The organism is Enterococcus sp. DIV2379 (assembly GCF_050542965.1).
GTDB classification, from domain to species: Bacteria; Bacillota; Bacilli; order Lactobacillales; family Enterococcaceae; genus Enterococcus_D; species Enterococcus_D entomosocium.
The window spans coordinates 167579-182976 of the sequence record NZ_CP172938.1; the positions used below are offsets into that span (position 1 = coordinate 167579).

Below are 15398 nucleotides of genomic sequence, written 5' to 3' on the forward strand. Positions count from 1 at the left end.
ACAAAATGGTTCTTCAACGAAAAAACGCTTCATAGCTACTGTTGGCTATGGAGCGTTTTTGTTTTGACTTAAGAAGTGGGTTGGTTTTGATCGCCTAGTTTGGCTAAGATAGTTTCCGCAACGGCTTTGGGAATACCAGCTTGCTGGATCTCTTCCACGGAAGCTGCTTGGATGTTTTTTAACGACTTGAAGGTTTTCATGAGCTGTTGCTTGCGTTTTGGTCCTAAGCCAGGAATTTCATCTAGCTTGGAAGAAAAGCTGTTTTTACTGCGCAGTTGGCGATGGAAGGTGATCGCAAAACGATGGACCTCATCTTGGATCCGTTGCAGCAAAAAGAATTCGACAGAATTGCGTTCCAGCTGGATCGGATCTAAAAATTCTCCGAAAATCAACTCGCTGGTTTTGTGTTTGTTGTTCTTCACTAACCCGGCAACGGGAATATCTAAACCTAGCTGGTTATGCAGCACTTCTTGGGCGGCACCGACTTGGGCTTTCCCACCATCGATGATGATCAGATCAGGAAAAGGCAGGTTTTCTTTTAGGACACGAGAGTATCGGCGGTAGATGACTTCTTGCATAGAGCCATAATCGTCGCCGCCTTGTGCGGTACGAATCTTATATTTCCGATAATCATCTTTAAACGGCTTCCCGTCGACAAAAACCACCATTGCAGAAACCGGATCGGTCCCCATGATGTGGGAGTTATCGAAGGCTTCAATCCGATAAGGTGTCGCGATCCCCATGGCATCGCCTAGACGATCCACTGCACCGATCGTCCGTTCTTCAGTACGCTCGATCAACGCAAATTTTTGGGCCAAGGCAATGCGGGCATTTTTATTGGCCAAATCGACCAATTTCTTTTTGTCGCCTCGTTGGGGCTGCAGGACTTTGGTTTCCAACAGCGCTTCTAATGGGGCAGCATCGACATTTTGCGGAACAAAGACTTCTTTGGGAATGAAGTGTTCATTCTTTTGGTAAAACTGGCCGACGAAGGTCAAGAAATCTTCATCCGCTTCATTGTAGAAAGGAAACAAAGAGACTTCTCGTTCGATCAGCTTTCCTTGACGGATAAAGAAGACTTGGACACACATCCAGCCTTTGTCGACACTGTAGCCAAAGACATCACGGTCCATCAGGTCGGTCAGGGTCATTTTTTGTCGCGTCATGACGGTATCAATCGCTTGGATCTGATCCCGCAGCTCAGCCGCTCGCTCAAACTCTAACGTTTCAATGGCTTCGCCCATCTTCTCTTTCAGATCTTTCAAAATATCGACGTGACCGCCGTGGAAAAAGTGTTTCACTTGATCAACGATCTTCTGATAATCCTTGGGGTCTACATTGTTGACATAAGGACAGACACATTGACCCAAATGATAATAAAGACAAGGGCGCTTTTGAGAAGGACCGCACTTTCGCAAAGGAAAGAGACGATCCAGCACCCGTTTGGTTTCGTTGGCTGCTCGTGCATCAGGATAAGGGCCAAAATATAAAGCCCCGTCTTTTAAAACTTTACGAGTGATGATCAGACGCGGATAGCGCTCTTTAGTCACTTTAATAAAAGGATACGACTTGTCGTCCTTTAACATGATATTGTATTTTGGTTTGTTTTTTTGAATCAAATTGATTTCCAGCAATAAAGCTTCCGTATTTGATTCGGTAACGACGTACTCAAAATCATTGATTTCTTGAACGAGCCGTTCGGTTTTCGTATCGTGGCTGCCGGTAAAATACGAACGGACACGATTTTTTAAAATTTTGGCTTTCCCAACATAGATGATTTTGTTATTTTTATCTTTCATTAAATAACAACCAGGTTGATCAGGAAGCAGCGCTAATTTGTTCTTGATTTGTTCGTTCATTTCAAGATCCTTTCTTACTGGTTTGCTTCACGAACTGCATAAGTAGTCAAAGGGCGGTCTAAGTTTCCCTCAAAAAGGGGAACGTTAGAGCCCATAGCCAGTACTCCTCATTTTAGCACAAATTTCTTAAGAAACAATCAATCGGACCAGATCGGCAGCGAGGAAGCGTAATCGTAAGAAAAGGTTAAGAAATCCCACGAGGCGGTGGTTCCCCCAAAAAATCAGTTTGTTTTTATACGCTTGCCACCTGTGAGGGATCGTTTTGCGACCACTCCTGAATGAAGGTCCGCAATCCCTCAATGGCTGGTTCTGTGACTACTTTGCGCTGGATGAGGTAAAATTGGCGCTCAAAGTTTTTATCCAGCAGTTGATAACCAATGCCGTGGGTGGCTCGCTTGGAAAGGATCGAACAGCCGAAGCCTTGTTTCAGCAAAGCGACGATCAATTCATTGCTGGCGATCTCGATGATCGGTCCTTGAATGTTCTGTTCCTCCAGATAGCGCTTAGTGTAATAGTAGACACCAGAACTCGCTTCTCGGACGAGCCAAGGACCGGTTTGGGGATCGCCAGCTAAGACGAGCTGATCTTTCAAAATCGGAAAACGCAAAATACTCGGTGCGGATAAGGGTTTTTCAATGATCCCTAAATCCAGTTGATGTTGTTCAAGCGCTGTTAAGACTTCAGCGGAGTTCATCATCGATACCCGAAAACGCACCGTGGGAAAGGCGTTGTATAAAGCAATCATCAAGTTAGGCATCAAGGCCATCGCATAGGTATGAGAGATGCCTAGGGCACAGTGGCTTTGGTGCTGCGTGTTGGTATGGATCTCGCTGGTGATCGTCGACCACTCATCCAATAAATTCAGTGCCTTTTCGTAAAGGTACTCTGCTTGGGGTGTGGCGATCACGTTTTTGCGACCATTGCGTAAAAAGAGCGGTGTATCCAGGTCTTGTTCCAACTGCTTGATTTGAGCAGAAACCGTGGGCTGCGAAATAAATAGCAATTCGGCAGCTTTCGAAAAATTTTTCGTTTCATAGACCATCTTAAAAGTCTCCAATAATTTTAACATTGCAATCCCTTCCATTAGAAAATTCAATCATAACTATTATACCAATAAATCCTACTGATCGGTCAATCTGTGTATAATGGATGTTATATGAAAGGATGAAAGCAATGAAGCAACGACAAACAGCTTTGATACTTCCCGGTTTGTTCCTGTCCTTTTCGGTAGCCGTCATCGCCCGAATCATGGCTTTGGCTGTGCCAAAATTAGGGGGAGCAACCCTTGCTATTTTATTAGGAATCATTTTAGGAAATACACTGTTCAAGCAAGAACGCTATCAAGTCGGGACGAAGGTTGCGGAAAGTCGTCTCCTAGAATATTCGGTGGTTTTGCTGGGCTTTACCGTCACTTTCCAGACTATCAGTGAAATGGGTCTTCGGGGCTTTCTCTTTATTTTGCTGATGATGAGCTTGGTCATTACCGCTGCTTATTTGATAGGGAAAAAAATGGGCTTTAATCAAAAGATGAGCCTGATGATGGCAGGCGGCAATGCTGTCTGTGGGTCCTCTGCGATTGCGGCGATCGCACCAGCCATTGATGCCGATGATGAAGAAAAAGGGCAGATCATCACCTTGGTCAATCTTTTAGGAACGGTGATGATGCTGACGCTGCCGTTTTTAGGCTTGGCCTTATACGGCGATGATCTATTGCAAAAAAGCGCCTTACTTGGCGGCACACTGCAATCCGTCGGGCAAGTCGTGGCGGGGGCTAGTTTGATTGATGCCGACACCGTCAAATACGCGATGCTCTTTAAAATCGCGCGCATCATCATGTTGGCAGTCGTCGTCATTGTTTTTGAACGAATGACGACAAAGACCCCCACCAAAACCAAAGGCAAAGGTAAGCTACGGCTGCCAATCCCTTGGTATGTGTTGGGCTTCTTGACCATCTGTATCTTGAACAGCTTCTTGCCGCTGCCTAGCTGGTTGAATGAGGGGGCTCATTTTATCAGTACGTGGTTTGAAACAACGGCGTTGGCAGCCATCGGTTTGCGCCTGGATTTCCGCAAGTTTTTAAAAGAAGGACCGCGCTTTTTATTCTATGGTCTTTCCGTTGGAGCCGTCCAAACCGTGGGTGCTGTTGCGTTGATTTGGTTGCTGCGGCTCTAATTCACACGAGGCACATCCCATAAAGCACGTTTGAAGCGTACGATTGTTTAACGAAAAAAGCCACGACGGTTGATCGAAGGGCACGCTTTGCTGTTTCTGTTGGAAGAGGCAGCAAGGCGTGGCTTTTCAGATCAACTGTCGGGCTTTTTTTAGCGACAAAGATGGTTAGACGGGAACTTGGATGACTTGAACACCTTGTTGCTCAATCAAGTCGATGACTTTGGGATCAGAATAATGGTCGGTGATCAGCAGATCGATAGCCGCAATTGCGCCAATCGTAAAATTGGATTGCTTACCGATTTTTCGATAATCCGCGATAACGATCAACTTGCCAGAATTTTCGATGATTTTCGCATTGACTTTGGCTTCGTGGATCACTGAAGTGGAAATGCCGGTCTGTAAATCTAACCCACTACAACCAATGATCGTAACATCAGAACGAACATGAGAAAACGACTCCACGGCGATATCCCCTGACAAGGCCGCTTTAGGATAGCGTATTTCGCCGCCACTTAAAACGATCGTTGATTTTGGATGGTGTTCCATTTGGATCACACTTGTATTGTTCGTCAACAAACTGATTCGTTTGTCCGTTAGATGGCGCAACGTTTGAGCGGCGCTAGTACTCGTATTGACGAAAAGGGTATCGCCATCTTTTACTTGGCGAGCCGCTTCTTTGGCTAGTCGATCTTTGATGTACTCGATCGAGTCGGTGGGATGCGCTTCATCTTCATAAGCTTCACAGTATTCGATTTTTCCGTGGGTTTGTTTGATCTGACCCATCTCACTCAGTACGGTACAGTCTCTGCGGATCGTCATCTCTGATACTCCCAACTGATGACTGAGGGTCTTCACATCAGAAAAACCAGATGTTTTTATCAGATCGATCAATTGTTTTCTCCTTTGCCTCACTTCTTCATTGGAACGTTTCACGATACTTCCTCCTTACATGCGCTTTATTCTATTCTTGTCTTTCATCGTTTATCCAGATTGCGATTGCCTTTGCATAGCAAAAACCTTCTCGCCTCATTCTCGCAAGTTCAAGTGATGATCCCACACCACTTGTTGAGAAGCAACGATGTGTTTGTTGTTTCTTCTTTCGAACTCATTTTAACATATCCCCTATACATTACCATATATATTAAATAATCACATTTATTTATGGGTTAATTAACATATAATAAGCTAAATTAACATAAAACTAGATTGAAAGCGTTTTTCTATATGTTAGAATCAAAGTGTAAATAAGCAAGGGAGGAATAAGAATGGCACATGTAAATGATGTTTCGAAAGAGAGTTGGCTTTTAAATACGTTTCCAGAATGGGGGACCTATTTGAACGAAGAGATTGAAAATGAGCTTGTGAAAGAAGGCACAGTTTCCATGTGGTGGCTAGGCTGTACGGGTATTTGGCTGAAGAGTGCGGAAGGAACCAATATTTTATGCGACCTTTGGTGTGGCACTGGCAAGCGCAGTCATGGGAATGGGCAAATGAAAAAAGGCCATCAAATGATGCGAATGAGTGGTGTACAAGAAATGCAGCCTAACCTACGGACTCAGCCCTTTGTGATCGATCCATTTGCAATCAAAGGAGTGGATGCGTTAGTGGTGACCCACATCCATTCCGATCATTTAGACATCAATACCGCAGCCGCAGTCCATCAAAATTGTCCAGAAGCAAAATTCGTCGGTCCCCATGAAGTCGTTGCAACTTGGTTGAAATGGGGAATACCAGAAGAAAAAACCATCGTGGTCAAACCGGGGGATGAAGTGACTATTGGGCAGGTGAAAATCGTCGCTTTAGAAGCATTCGATCGAACCGCTCTGATTACTTGTGAAGATCCGGATACCAGCTTGAAAGGAAAAATGCCACAGGACATGGATCGTATCGCAGTCAATTACTTGTTTGAGACTTCCGGTGGGGCGATTTATCATGCAGGAGATTCTCATTATTCGAATGTATTTGCTAAACATGGGAATCAGTACAAGATCGATGTTTGCTTAGGTGCATATGGCGAAAACCCGCGGGGCATCACCGACAAAGTTACATCAGTCGATATGTTGCGGATGGCCGAATCCCTCAATGCCAAAGTGGTGATTCCCGTACATTATGATATCTGGTCCAATTTTATGGCTGATCCAAAAGAGATCACCGAGATTTGGAAGTTTAAAAAAGATCGTTTGAACTATGAGTTTAAACCGTATATTTGGCAAGTTGGCGGCAAATTCACCTACCCAACGAATAAAGATGATCTTGAATTTAATTTCTATCGTGGCTTCAAAGATGTTTTTTCGGTCGACAATGATACGCCATTCCCTTCTTTCTTATAAAAGAAGGGGGGATGCTGCAAAAGCCAAATTTGAAAGGAGCAAACGTAATGCTGCGTTATTTTTATGAAAATGAGTTGGTTGCAATCAACCATGAACAGCCCGAAGACTGGGAAGCTGCTATCTGGGCGAGTGGCGAAGGATTAAAGCAAAAGGCGTTGATTACGGATCAGTACATTGAAGATGTCATTCGGGATGTCCATCAATACGGTCCTTATATTGTGATCATTCCCAAAGTAGCCATGCCCCATTCTTCAGCAGAAAGCAAAGGCGTCTTAGGAACAGGGATCGGGCTGACGATTTTTCCAGCGCCCGTCTCGTTTCAGGAAGATAATCCGGACAAGGAGGCGCAGTTGTTCTTTATGCTCGCTGCCAAAAACGCTGAAGCACATATGAACAATATCGCTGGTTTATCAGAGATGTTGATGGAAGAGGGGCTGGTAGAAGATCTATTAGGTGTAAAAACGATGGCAGATTTTGAAATGGTGATGGAGAAATATGACCAAAAAGAAAGCAGGGATTAGATGGAAGTGGTAGGAGATTTCTTATTGAGATGCTGGGATTACTTTGCTCAGAATATTTTGATGCAGCCAGCTTTTTTGATCGGTTTTATTGTACTGATCGGTTACTTACTATTGAAACGGCCGTTTGTTGAATGTGTCGCAGGTTTCTTAAAAGCCACCGTTGGTTACTTGATTTTGACGATTGGCTCTGGTGGATTGGTCAATAATTTCCGTCCGATCTTGGTGGGGCTTAAGGAGCGTTTTGAATTAGATGCGATGGTCACTGACCCGTATTTTGGTCAAAATGCGATCACCGCCGGCATTGAAGAACGATTCGGACGCACCTTTGGTGACACGATGCTCTTATTATTGATTGCCTTTGTTTTTAATATCTTACTCGTTCGCTTTAAAAAATATACGAAGCTGCGGGCCGTCTTTACTACTGGAAATGTGCAAGTACAGCAAGCCGCAACGGCCTTTTGGTTACTGCTATTTTGTTTTCCAGACTTGGGTCGGATCGAAGTCTTACTTGTCATGGGCTTGATCTTAGGCTGCTATTGGGCGGTTGGTTCCAATTTGACCGTGGGCATCTGTCAAGATTTGACGGAAGGTGCTGGTTTTGCGATTGCCCATCAACAGATGTTTGGTGTTTATTTCTTTGCGAGACTTGCGGAACGGTTCAAAAAGAACAAATCCAATCGGAAATTAGAAGATGTCGAACTACCGGGTTTTTTATCGGTCTTCAATGAAAATATGGTATCGACTTCGATCCTGATGCTCTTTTTCTTCGGTATCATTTTAGTGACACTTGGACAAGATTATTTAATAACAGCAGGATTTATGGCAGAAGGACAAAGTTTCTTATTTTATATTTTACAAACATCACTGATGTTTGCCGTCTACTTAGCAATTCTTCAATTAGGTGTGCGCACCTTCGTTTCCGAATTGACCGAGTCATTTCAAGGAATCTCAAATACGATTTTACCAGGTGCTGTTCCGGGGATCGATATCGCCGCAACCTTTGCCTTTGGTTCACCAAATGCTGTGACGGTGGGCTTTTTATTCGGTGCATTAGGACAATTTTTAATGATTGCTTTACTGATTTTGTTCCGGTCACCAACGATCGTGATTGCCGGGTTTATCCCACTGTTCTTTGATAATGCAGCGATTGCCGTTTTTGCCAACAACCGTGGAGGTATCAAGGCGGCTTGTCTTTTCCCATTCTTATCAGGCATCATTCAGATCGGTGGTTCGGCCTTGATCGCTACTTGGGTAGGATTGTCCCAATATGGCGGCTATCTTGGTATGTTCGACTGGGCGACCGTCTGGCCATTCTTTACAGTATTGATGAAATTCTTAGGCATCATTGGTGTGGTTCTTGTGGTGGTGATCTTATTAGTGATTCCGCAATTGCAGTACCGCAGAGATCCAGAAGGATATTTCTTGATCGTAGATGATTACGATGCGTATGTAGAAAAACAAAAATAATAAATTCTTAGGAGGAAAAAAAGATGAGAGTATTAGTATCTTGTGCAAATGGATCAGGAACAAGTTTGATGATGATGCGGAGTGTTGAAAAAGCTTTGAAGTCTGAAGGGATCACAATCACCTCTATCCACCACTGCGCGATTTCCGAAGGCAAAAGCACCGCCAAGAATTACGATGTGGTCTTTACGCCAATGAACTTTGTCAATATGTTCGATAAAGCAAAAGAAAAGGGCGTAACAGTAATCGGGGTCAGAAATGTGATGTCTCCAAAAGAAATCATTGAGCGGGTCAGAGAAGCGGGTCTTTCAAAGGAGTAGTCAGCGTAACAGGATGTGGCAAAACAAAAAGATTGGTCAAACAAAAGAGAGGGGAATTTCATGAGCAGACCAAAACTACAGATTGCTTGCGATCACTCCGATTTAGCTAGTGCACTGGCAGATATCAAAAAAGTCGGCGATGTGGTTGATATTATTGAAGCAGGGACTATTTTATTGTTGCAAGAAGGAGAACAGGTATTACGCTGTTTCCGAGCAATGTATCCGGAGAAGTTGATCGTAGCAGACACAAAATGTGCCGATGCCGGTGGGACGGTCGCCAAAAACTGCCAGCAAGCTGGCGCGGATTATATGACCGTGATTTGTGCAGCAACGATCCCAACAATGAAGGCAGCAGCAAAAGAAATTGCTGAGATCCAAGTAGAATTATATGGTGACTGGACCTACCAGCAAGCACAGCAGTGGCTAGATGCCGGCATCTCACAAGCCATCTATCATCAAAGTCGTGACGCATTGTTAGCTGGTGAAACATGGGGAGAAAAAGATTTAACGAAAGTCCGTAAATTGATCGATATGGGGTTTCGAATGTCCGTCACGGGAGGATTGAGCGTCGAGACGTTGGCTCTGTTTGCCGGCATTGATGTGTATACCTTTATCACAGGACGAGGCATCACTGCCGCTGACGATCCGCAACAAGCAGCAGTTGATTTCAAGCAAGAGATTTTACGGATTTGGGGGTAGTTTTCTATGAGTTTGATCGGTCTATATGAAAAAGCAACACCCAAAGCCCTTTCTTGGCCGGAACGATTGCAGTTTGTCAAAGACCGAGGTTTCGACTTCATTGAAATGTCCATCGATGAATCCGATGAACGCTTGGCACGCCTAGAGTGGAACCAAGCACAGCGCAAAGAGATCGTCGAGGCAATCTATGACTCGGGGATCAAAATCTTGTCTTTATGTCTCAGTGGACATCGGCGGTTTCCCTTTGGTTCGATCGATGAAAAAAAGCGCAAGCACGCGATGCATCTGATGGAAAAAGCCATCGACTTGGCTTCAGATTTGGGTATTCGCTGCATCCAATTAGCCGGATACGATGTGTATTATGAGGAAAAAAGTCTTTGTAGCCGAGAATGGTTCATTGCCAATCTAAAAGAAGCCGTCGCCAGGGCGTCTGAAAAGGGGGTCGTTTTGTCACTAGAGATCATGGATGATCCGTTTCTGAATTCTATCTCAAAGTATTTACGGATCAAGGAGCAGATCCCTTCGCCCTATCTACAAGTCTATCCAGATGTCGGGAACCTATCGGCCTGGCCAGAAAATGATGTCGGTTATGAATTAGAAAAAGGCATTTGCGAGATTACCCAGATTCATTTGAAAGATACATTGGCGGTCTCAGATAAGTTTCGAGGAAAGTTTAAAGAAGTACCGTTTGGCACTGGGTGTGTTGATTTTGATGGCTGCTTACGCACGCTGAAGCGGTTGAATTATAACGGTTCTTTTGTCATCGAGATGTGGAGTGAGACGAGCGCTGACCCGATTGGGGAGATTGAACAAGCCAAAGCATTTTTATTACCAAAACTAAAGGAGGTCGGTTACCTTGATCAATCAGCTTCAATTGATGAAAGAGCGAGTTTATCAAGCCAATAAGAGACTGCCTGAGGAAGGGCTAGTAACGCTGACTTGGGGAAATGTCAGTGAGATTGATCGAGATTTAGGGATTATCGTCATTAAACCAAGTGGTGTTGATTATCAGACGATGACGGTTGATTCAATGGTGGTTTGCGACTTAACGGGAACACCGAAAGAGGCGAAGACGTTGAAGCCTTCCTCGGATATCAAAACCCATGCGCTATTGTATAAGCACTTCGAAGGCGTCAAGGCGATCGTCCATACGCATTCGACAAATGCGGTAAAATGGGCGCAAGCACAGCGAGACATTCCTGCATATGGAACGACGCATGCGGATACTTTTTATGGTAGTGTCCCTTGTACACGACCATTACGGGCCTCTGAGGTAACGGCAGACTATGAAAAAGAAACCGGCAAAGTCATTGTCGAGACGTTTGAAAAGCGGGGATTAGATCCGCTTGCATGCCCAGCTGTCCTCACAGCGGGACACGGTCCCTTTACTTGGGGGCAATCTGCGGAACAAGCGGTCAGCAATAGTATTGTTTTAGAAGAGGTTGCAGAAATGGCACTAGGTACCGAAGCTTTGACCTTGGATCGAACACCGATCGCTGATTATTTGCTGGATAAACATTATTTCCGCAAGCATGGCGAACATGCTTATTATGGACAAGGATAACGGAAAAGCAGCCATTCCTAGCGATCAAGGAATGGCTGCTTTTCTATTCGTTTTCTTCAACGAGTGTTTTCACATAAAAGCGATCCATCGTGGTATGCTGTGCCGCCAATAGTGGCTGGGACAATGCGCGATAGCCGGCTTTTTGATAGACATGCAAGGCAGCTTCTAAAGAATGATGGGATTCTAAATAGAGTTGCCGATAGCCTAGTTCAAAAGCTTTGGCCTCGATCTTCGCCAGCAGGGGATAGCTGAGGCGCTGCCCTTTGGCGGCATCACTGAGATAAAATTTTTGCAGCTCGGCGATTTGCCCTTCTGAATCATAAGTGGCAAGACCACCGCCGCCTAAAAGGATACCCGATTCATCGGTGACGACAAAATAATGGCGGCTAGCAGGATCTGCTGCATAAAATTCACTTAAGTGGTCTAACTCGGGATCAAAATAGGCAGTTCCTGGAACCGCCAACTGGTGGTCGGTCAAGCTTTTGCGAATGATAGCAGCTAATGGCGCATCATCTTGAGATTGGATCGGACGAAATATCGGCTTCATGCAGTTCCTCCTTAACGTAAAAGTAAATGAATAGCTATAGTGTACCACAGCATCGAGGTAGTGTTTAGTGATGATAAGAAAAGCATCCTCGCAATGGCGCACCTCTTTAATAAGAAAACCGCCCCCTCGTTGCCAGGCTCCTAATGTAAAAAGGAGGATGGCGAAACGAGGGGGCGGTTTTTGTGTTAGTCATGGAAGCAGTAATTAGAGCGTTTCACCATTAGAGGCGATTACTTGCTGGTACCACGCAAAGGAATCTTTTTTCAAACGATTCAAGGTTCCTTTGCCGGTATTGTCTTTGTCGACATAGATCATGCCATAGCGTTTCTCCATTTCGCCGCTGCCGAAGCTGACGATATCAATGATCCCCCAAGGCGTATAACCTAATAGCGGTACACCATCTTCAACCACCGCTTTTTCCATCTGTTCGATATGCTCTTTCAGGTAAGTGATGCGGTAGTCATCATGGACTTGCTGTTCATTGGTTAATTGATCGTAAGCACCAAAGCCATTTTCTACGATAAATAGCGGCAAGTCATAGCGTTGATAGATCGTATTTAACACATAGCGCAACCCGACTGGATCGATAGGCCAGCCCCAATCAGAAGCACTGATATAAGGATTACTCACGATTTTTGCTCCCGGGATATCCTCAGTTGGTGTGCCAGCCACTTCATCAAGGGTTGAGATCGTTCCTGACATGTAATAGCTGAACCCAATATAATCAACGGTTCCCGCTTTTAATAGCGCTTGTTCCTCGGGCGTGATCTCAATCGTGATGCCTTTTTTTGCCCAATATTTTTGCACATAGGTTGGGATCTTGCCTCGTACGTGGACGTCGCTGTAAAAATAGCGCCGTTCATTGGCTTTGACGGATGCCATCAAATCAGCTGGCGCACAAGAGTAGGGGTAGACCGGGACATAGGCCATCATACAACCAATCTGAAACTCTGGATTGATTTTTTTGCCTTCGATCACGGCTGCCGCACTGGCAATCAACTCATTGACGCCCGCTTGAAAGACGAGTGCTTCTTTTTGACTGTCATCCTCGATGATCATGGCAGAATTGGTCCAAACGTGCAACGGCTCTTGCCCATCTGCTTGATTATTGATCTCATTGAAAGTCATCCAATACGTCACTTTGTCACGATACCGTTGAAAAACAGTCTTAGCGAATTTGACAAAGAGGGGAATCACTTCTTTGTTAGCAAACCCACCAAATTCTTCATAGAGGGCATAAGGCATTTCAAAGTGAGACAAAGTGATGACGGGTTCGATGCCATTTGCCTGCAATTCGTCGAAAAGATCATCGTAGTATTGGAGACCGGCTTCATTTGGTTCTTCTTCTGTTCCAGTTGGATAGATCCGGCTCCAAGAAATCGATGTCCGTAGACATTTCAAGCCCAGTTCTTTGAATAACTGGATATCTTCTTTGTAACGGTGATAAAAGTCAATGGCTTCATGGTTCGGGTAATATTCCCCTTCAATGACTCCTTTGGTGATTTTACGGGGAATACCGTTGCCACCGGCCGTCATGACATCGGCGGTACTCATTCCACGGCCAGCAACATTCCAAGCGCCTTCCGCTTGATGGGCAGCGATCGCGCCGCCCCATAAAAAATCTTTCGGCATTTTTGCGGACATAAATTTCATTCCTCCTCGACTCATTCGTTTGCTTATAATTCTACTTTCTGGGAACGGTTAGAGGCGATCACGAAAGGCAAATAGATCAAGACCGAAATCGCAAGACAAACGACACCGACAACCGCAGCGATCGCATTTCCTCCAGTTCCTAAAAAGAGATTAATGATTCCTGGGGTCGTCCATGGTACCCCAATCGCTGGGGTCGGCATGATCGGCCAGACAACAGTGACAAAATAACCCACCAAAATATTGACCATTGGTGTCAAAATAAACGGAATGATCATGATTGGATTCAAGACGATCGGTAGACCGAAGATCATCGGTTCATTGATTTGGAAAATTCCTGGAACTAAGGACATCTTAGCGATCTCACGTTGTTCTGGACGTTTTGAAGCGATGAAGATCGCAATGATCAAGCCCAATGTCATACCAGTTCCGCCCATATTTGCGAACATATCATTTAAAACGCCCCAGGTTTCTTTGTAAGGAACGTCCCACAAGGAGCCGCCCTGGTTGATAAAGTCTAGGTTAGCTAGATCTTGTTCGGTAAAAATCGCTGAACGAACCGCATTCAATGTGTTTGGTCCATGGATCCCAATCGCAAACAACGTGGTTTGCAAAAATGCCAAGATCAAGACACCGACGACATTGCCCCCCAGATCCCGCAATGGACTTTGGATCCCGTTGTAAATCAGTTCATTGATGCCTTCCGGTGCAATCATTAAAACTAAGAAATTGATCAAAGCAGTGACTGCCACGATGATCACGATCGGAATCATGCCAGAAAAGGAACGGGAAACAGCTGGTGGTACCATTTCAGGCATTTTGATCTGCAATCGTTTGACCTTGAAAAGCTTCGGTAAGAATTCACCGACCAAACAAGCCACGATCATAGCTACGAACAACCCTTGGGCGCCTAAATATTGTGTAGAGATCACATTGACATCATCTACTGCAAACGAGGTCGGGTACAAGATCATAAAGGCAGCGACACTTGTCAAACCAACTAGCGTAGCATCTGCTTGGAAATGCTTGGCTAAAAGTTGGGCAACAAGAAACGCAATGAATAAACTCATGATGTTGATGGTCCCGTTCGCCACGGAAGCTAGAACTTGCTGGGCGCTTTCCAGATTAGGAAAAAGCCGATTCAGTTGAAATAATTGCACGATGAAACTTTCATTGGAAAATAAAATATTGTTGACCAAAATAACGAGAGAAGAAGCGATGGTCAGTGGGAAAATCAGCATGAATGCATCCCGGATCGCTGCTACGTGGCGTTGATTGTTCAACTTTGTTGCGATTGGTACCAACGAGCGGTCTAACAGGTCATTGAATTTTTGCATAATAATAACACCTTTCCTTAATTGATGCCATCATTATAGCGAATGAAAGCGGCTAAAAGTAAGCGGATACGGATTCCGTACATATCTCTCAAGAAATGAAAAAAATTCCGCATCCGGAACACAGTGTTACAAAAAAAGATGGTTCAGTAAACTGAACCATCAAGGGTTGGAACGATAATCTTGTAAATAGCCGATCAGTGTTTCTAAAATCGCTACTGAAGGCAATTGACTAGTCAAATCAAGAAAGATGTCTTTGCGTTCCTCTTTGATCGCATACTCGATCGAATAATCGCACAGGCGTGCCAACGTACTTTCCCGATTAGGGGTAATGCAGTATTTCTGCACGATCGCTTGATTGTCTAAACCGGTAATGACTTCGATCAGTTCTTTGGTTTCACCAGAGACACTCAGAAAAACCAAAACATTTTTTTGATCTTTTCGCAAAAAGCTTTTGATTGGGTAGGTCAGCTCATCAATGCTGATACTAAAGTAACCGAGACTGGCTAGCTTGCGGGCAACGTATTGCGCGATCGCACCGGATGCCCCCATCCCCATAAATAAGATCAAATCGGCATCCCGCATCGCTTCGGCAAGTTTTCGTATTTGGTATTCCGCATCAGGGTGGAAGATCTGCATATTCAAGCCTTTGATGCGCGCTTCTAAACCTAAGTGTTCAGGATGCGCGTCAAAATGGGCTTTTTCTAAATGATTTTTGATATAGAAGCGAAATTCTGGAAACGACTGAAAGCCGACTTTTTGAATAAAACGAAAGACCGAAGTCGAAGAGACATGAGCATCATCGGCAATGTCGCGCACACGCATATACGGGATCTTTTCTAAGTGATTGACGATAAAACGGTAGATTTCTTGTTCTACCGCAGAGAGCTTGTTCAAGTTTAATTGTTCAAAAAGCGCCATGCTGGTTCCTCGCTGTC

At 44.6% G+C, this 15398-nt stretch carries 15 protein-coding genes; 8 read left to right on the top strand and 7 right to left on the bottom strand.

Features of this window, described 5'->3' with window-relative positions; all coding sequences use genetic code 11:
- Positions 1–68: 68 nt before the first annotated feature.
- Positions 69–1859, bottom strand: a complete 1791-nt coding sequence (gene uvrC, locus IGI92_RS00785) for an excinuclease ABC subunit UvrC (protein ID WP_060791643.1) — start codon at positions 1857–1859, stop codon at positions 69–71.
- A 232-nt stretch (positions 1860–2091) separates the two neighbouring features.
- The gene (locus tag IGI92_RS00790) at positions 2092–2943 is read right to left on the bottom strand and encodes a LysR substrate-binding domain-containing protein (RefSeq protein WP_430607646.1); all 852 of its coding nucleotides are present in this window, start codon (positions 2941–2943) and stop codon (positions 2092–2094) included.
- Positions 2944–3008: 65 nt separating this feature from the next.
- On the opposite strand from IGI92_RS00790, the gene IGI92_RS00795 reads away from it, so the two are divergent.
- Positions 3009–4031, top strand: coding sequence for a YeiH family protein (locus tag IGI92_RS00795; RefSeq protein WP_016619553.1), 1023 nt, complete (start codon positions 3009–3011; stop codon positions 4029–4031).
- Positions 4032–4196: 165 nt separating this feature from the next.
- Here the strand turns inward: IGI92_RS00795 and IGI92_RS00800 are convergent, their stop codons facing one another.
- Entirely contained in the window at positions 4197–4964 is a 768-nt protein-coding gene (locus IGI92_RS00800; protein ID WP_005232717.1) for a DeoR/GlpR family DNA-binding transcription regulator, read from the bottom strand.
- Between the two features lie 332 nt (positions 4965–5296).
- Between IGI92_RS00800 and ulaG the strand changes: the two genes are divergently transcribed.
- Genes ulaG through araD form a run of 7 tightly spaced genes read left to right on the top strand, consistent with a single transcriptional unit; the run spans position 5297 to position 10929 of the window.
- Positions 5297–6361: an L-ascorbate 6-phosphate lactonase gene (gene ulaG, locus IGI92_RS00805; protein ID WP_005232716.1), complete on the top strand. Its 1065-nt coding sequence runs from the start codon at positions 5297–5299 to the stop codon at positions 6359–6361.
- A 47-nt stretch (positions 6362–6408) separates the two neighbouring features.
- On the top strand, positions 6409–6882 hold the full coding sequence (locus IGI92_RS00810) for a PTS sugar transporter subunit IIA (protein WP_005232715.1): 474 nt from the start codon (positions 6409–6411) through the stop codon (positions 6880–6882).
- Complete coding sequence (locus IGI92_RS00815) at positions 6883–8349, top strand: PTS ascorbate transporter subunit IIC (protein ID WP_016611581.1); 1467 nt, start codon at positions 6883–6885, stop codon at positions 8347–8349.
- 23 nt (positions 8350–8372) lie between these two features.
- Positions 8373–8666, top strand: coding sequence for a PTS sugar transporter subunit IIB (locus tag IGI92_RS00820; RefSeq protein ID WP_008376531.1), 294 nt, complete (start codon positions 8373–8375; stop codon positions 8664–8666).
- 60 nt (positions 8667–8726) lie between these two features.
- On the top strand, positions 8727–9365 hold the full coding sequence (locus IGI92_RS00825; RefSeq protein WP_430607650.1) for a 3-keto-L-gulonate-6-phosphate decarboxylase UlaD: 639 nt from the start codon (positions 8727–8729) through the stop codon (positions 9363–9365).
- Between the two features lie 6 nt (positions 9366–9371).
- Positions 9372–10271 (top strand): L-ribulose-5-phosphate 3-epimerase, encoded by a 900-nt coding sequence (locus IGI92_RS00830; protein WP_429961668.1) that lies wholly within the window; start codon positions 9372–9374, stop codon positions 10269–10271.
- Positions 10243–10929 carry an L-ribulose-5-phosphate 4-epimerase AraD gene (araD, locus tag IGI92_RS00835; protein WP_430608474.1) on the top strand — a complete coding sequence of 229 codons (687 nt, stop codon included), beginning with the start codon at positions 10243–10245 and terminating at the stop codon, positions 10927–10929. The genes IGI92_RS00830 and araD overlap by 29 nt, the downstream gene beginning before the upstream one ends.
- A 43-nt stretch (positions 10930–10972) precedes the next feature.
- Here araD and IGI92_RS00840 read toward each other — a convergent pair whose 3' ends face one another.
- The 4 genes from IGI92_RS00840 to IGI92_RS00855 all read right to left on the bottom strand — a co-directional run bounded on the left by IGI92_RS00840 (position 10973) and on the right by IGI92_RS00855 (position 15381).
- Entirely contained in the window at positions 10973–11476 is a 504-nt protein-coding gene (locus IGI92_RS00840; RefSeq protein ID WP_086316755.1) for a GNAT family N-acetyltransferase, read from the bottom strand.
- A 204-nt stretch (positions 11477–11680) separates the two neighbouring features.
- The gene (locus IGI92_RS00845) at positions 11681–13120 is read right to left on the bottom strand and encodes a 6-phospho-beta-glucosidase (protein ID WP_034878166.1); all 1440 of its coding nucleotides are present in this window, start codon (positions 13118–13120) and stop codon (positions 11681–11683) included.
- A gap of 32 nt (positions 13121–13152) precedes the next feature.
- Entirely contained in the window at positions 13153–14463 is a 1311-nt protein-coding gene (locus IGI92_RS00850; protein WP_008376519.1) for a PTS sugar transporter subunit IIC, read from the bottom strand.
- 159 nt (positions 14464–14622) lie between these two features.
- The gene (locus IGI92_RS00855) at positions 14623–15381 is read right to left on the bottom strand and encodes a MurR/RpiR family transcriptional regulator (protein ID WP_005232695.1); all 759 of its coding nucleotides are present in this window, start codon (positions 15379–15381) and stop codon (positions 14623–14625) included.
- Positions 15382–15398 lie beyond the last annotated feature (17 nt).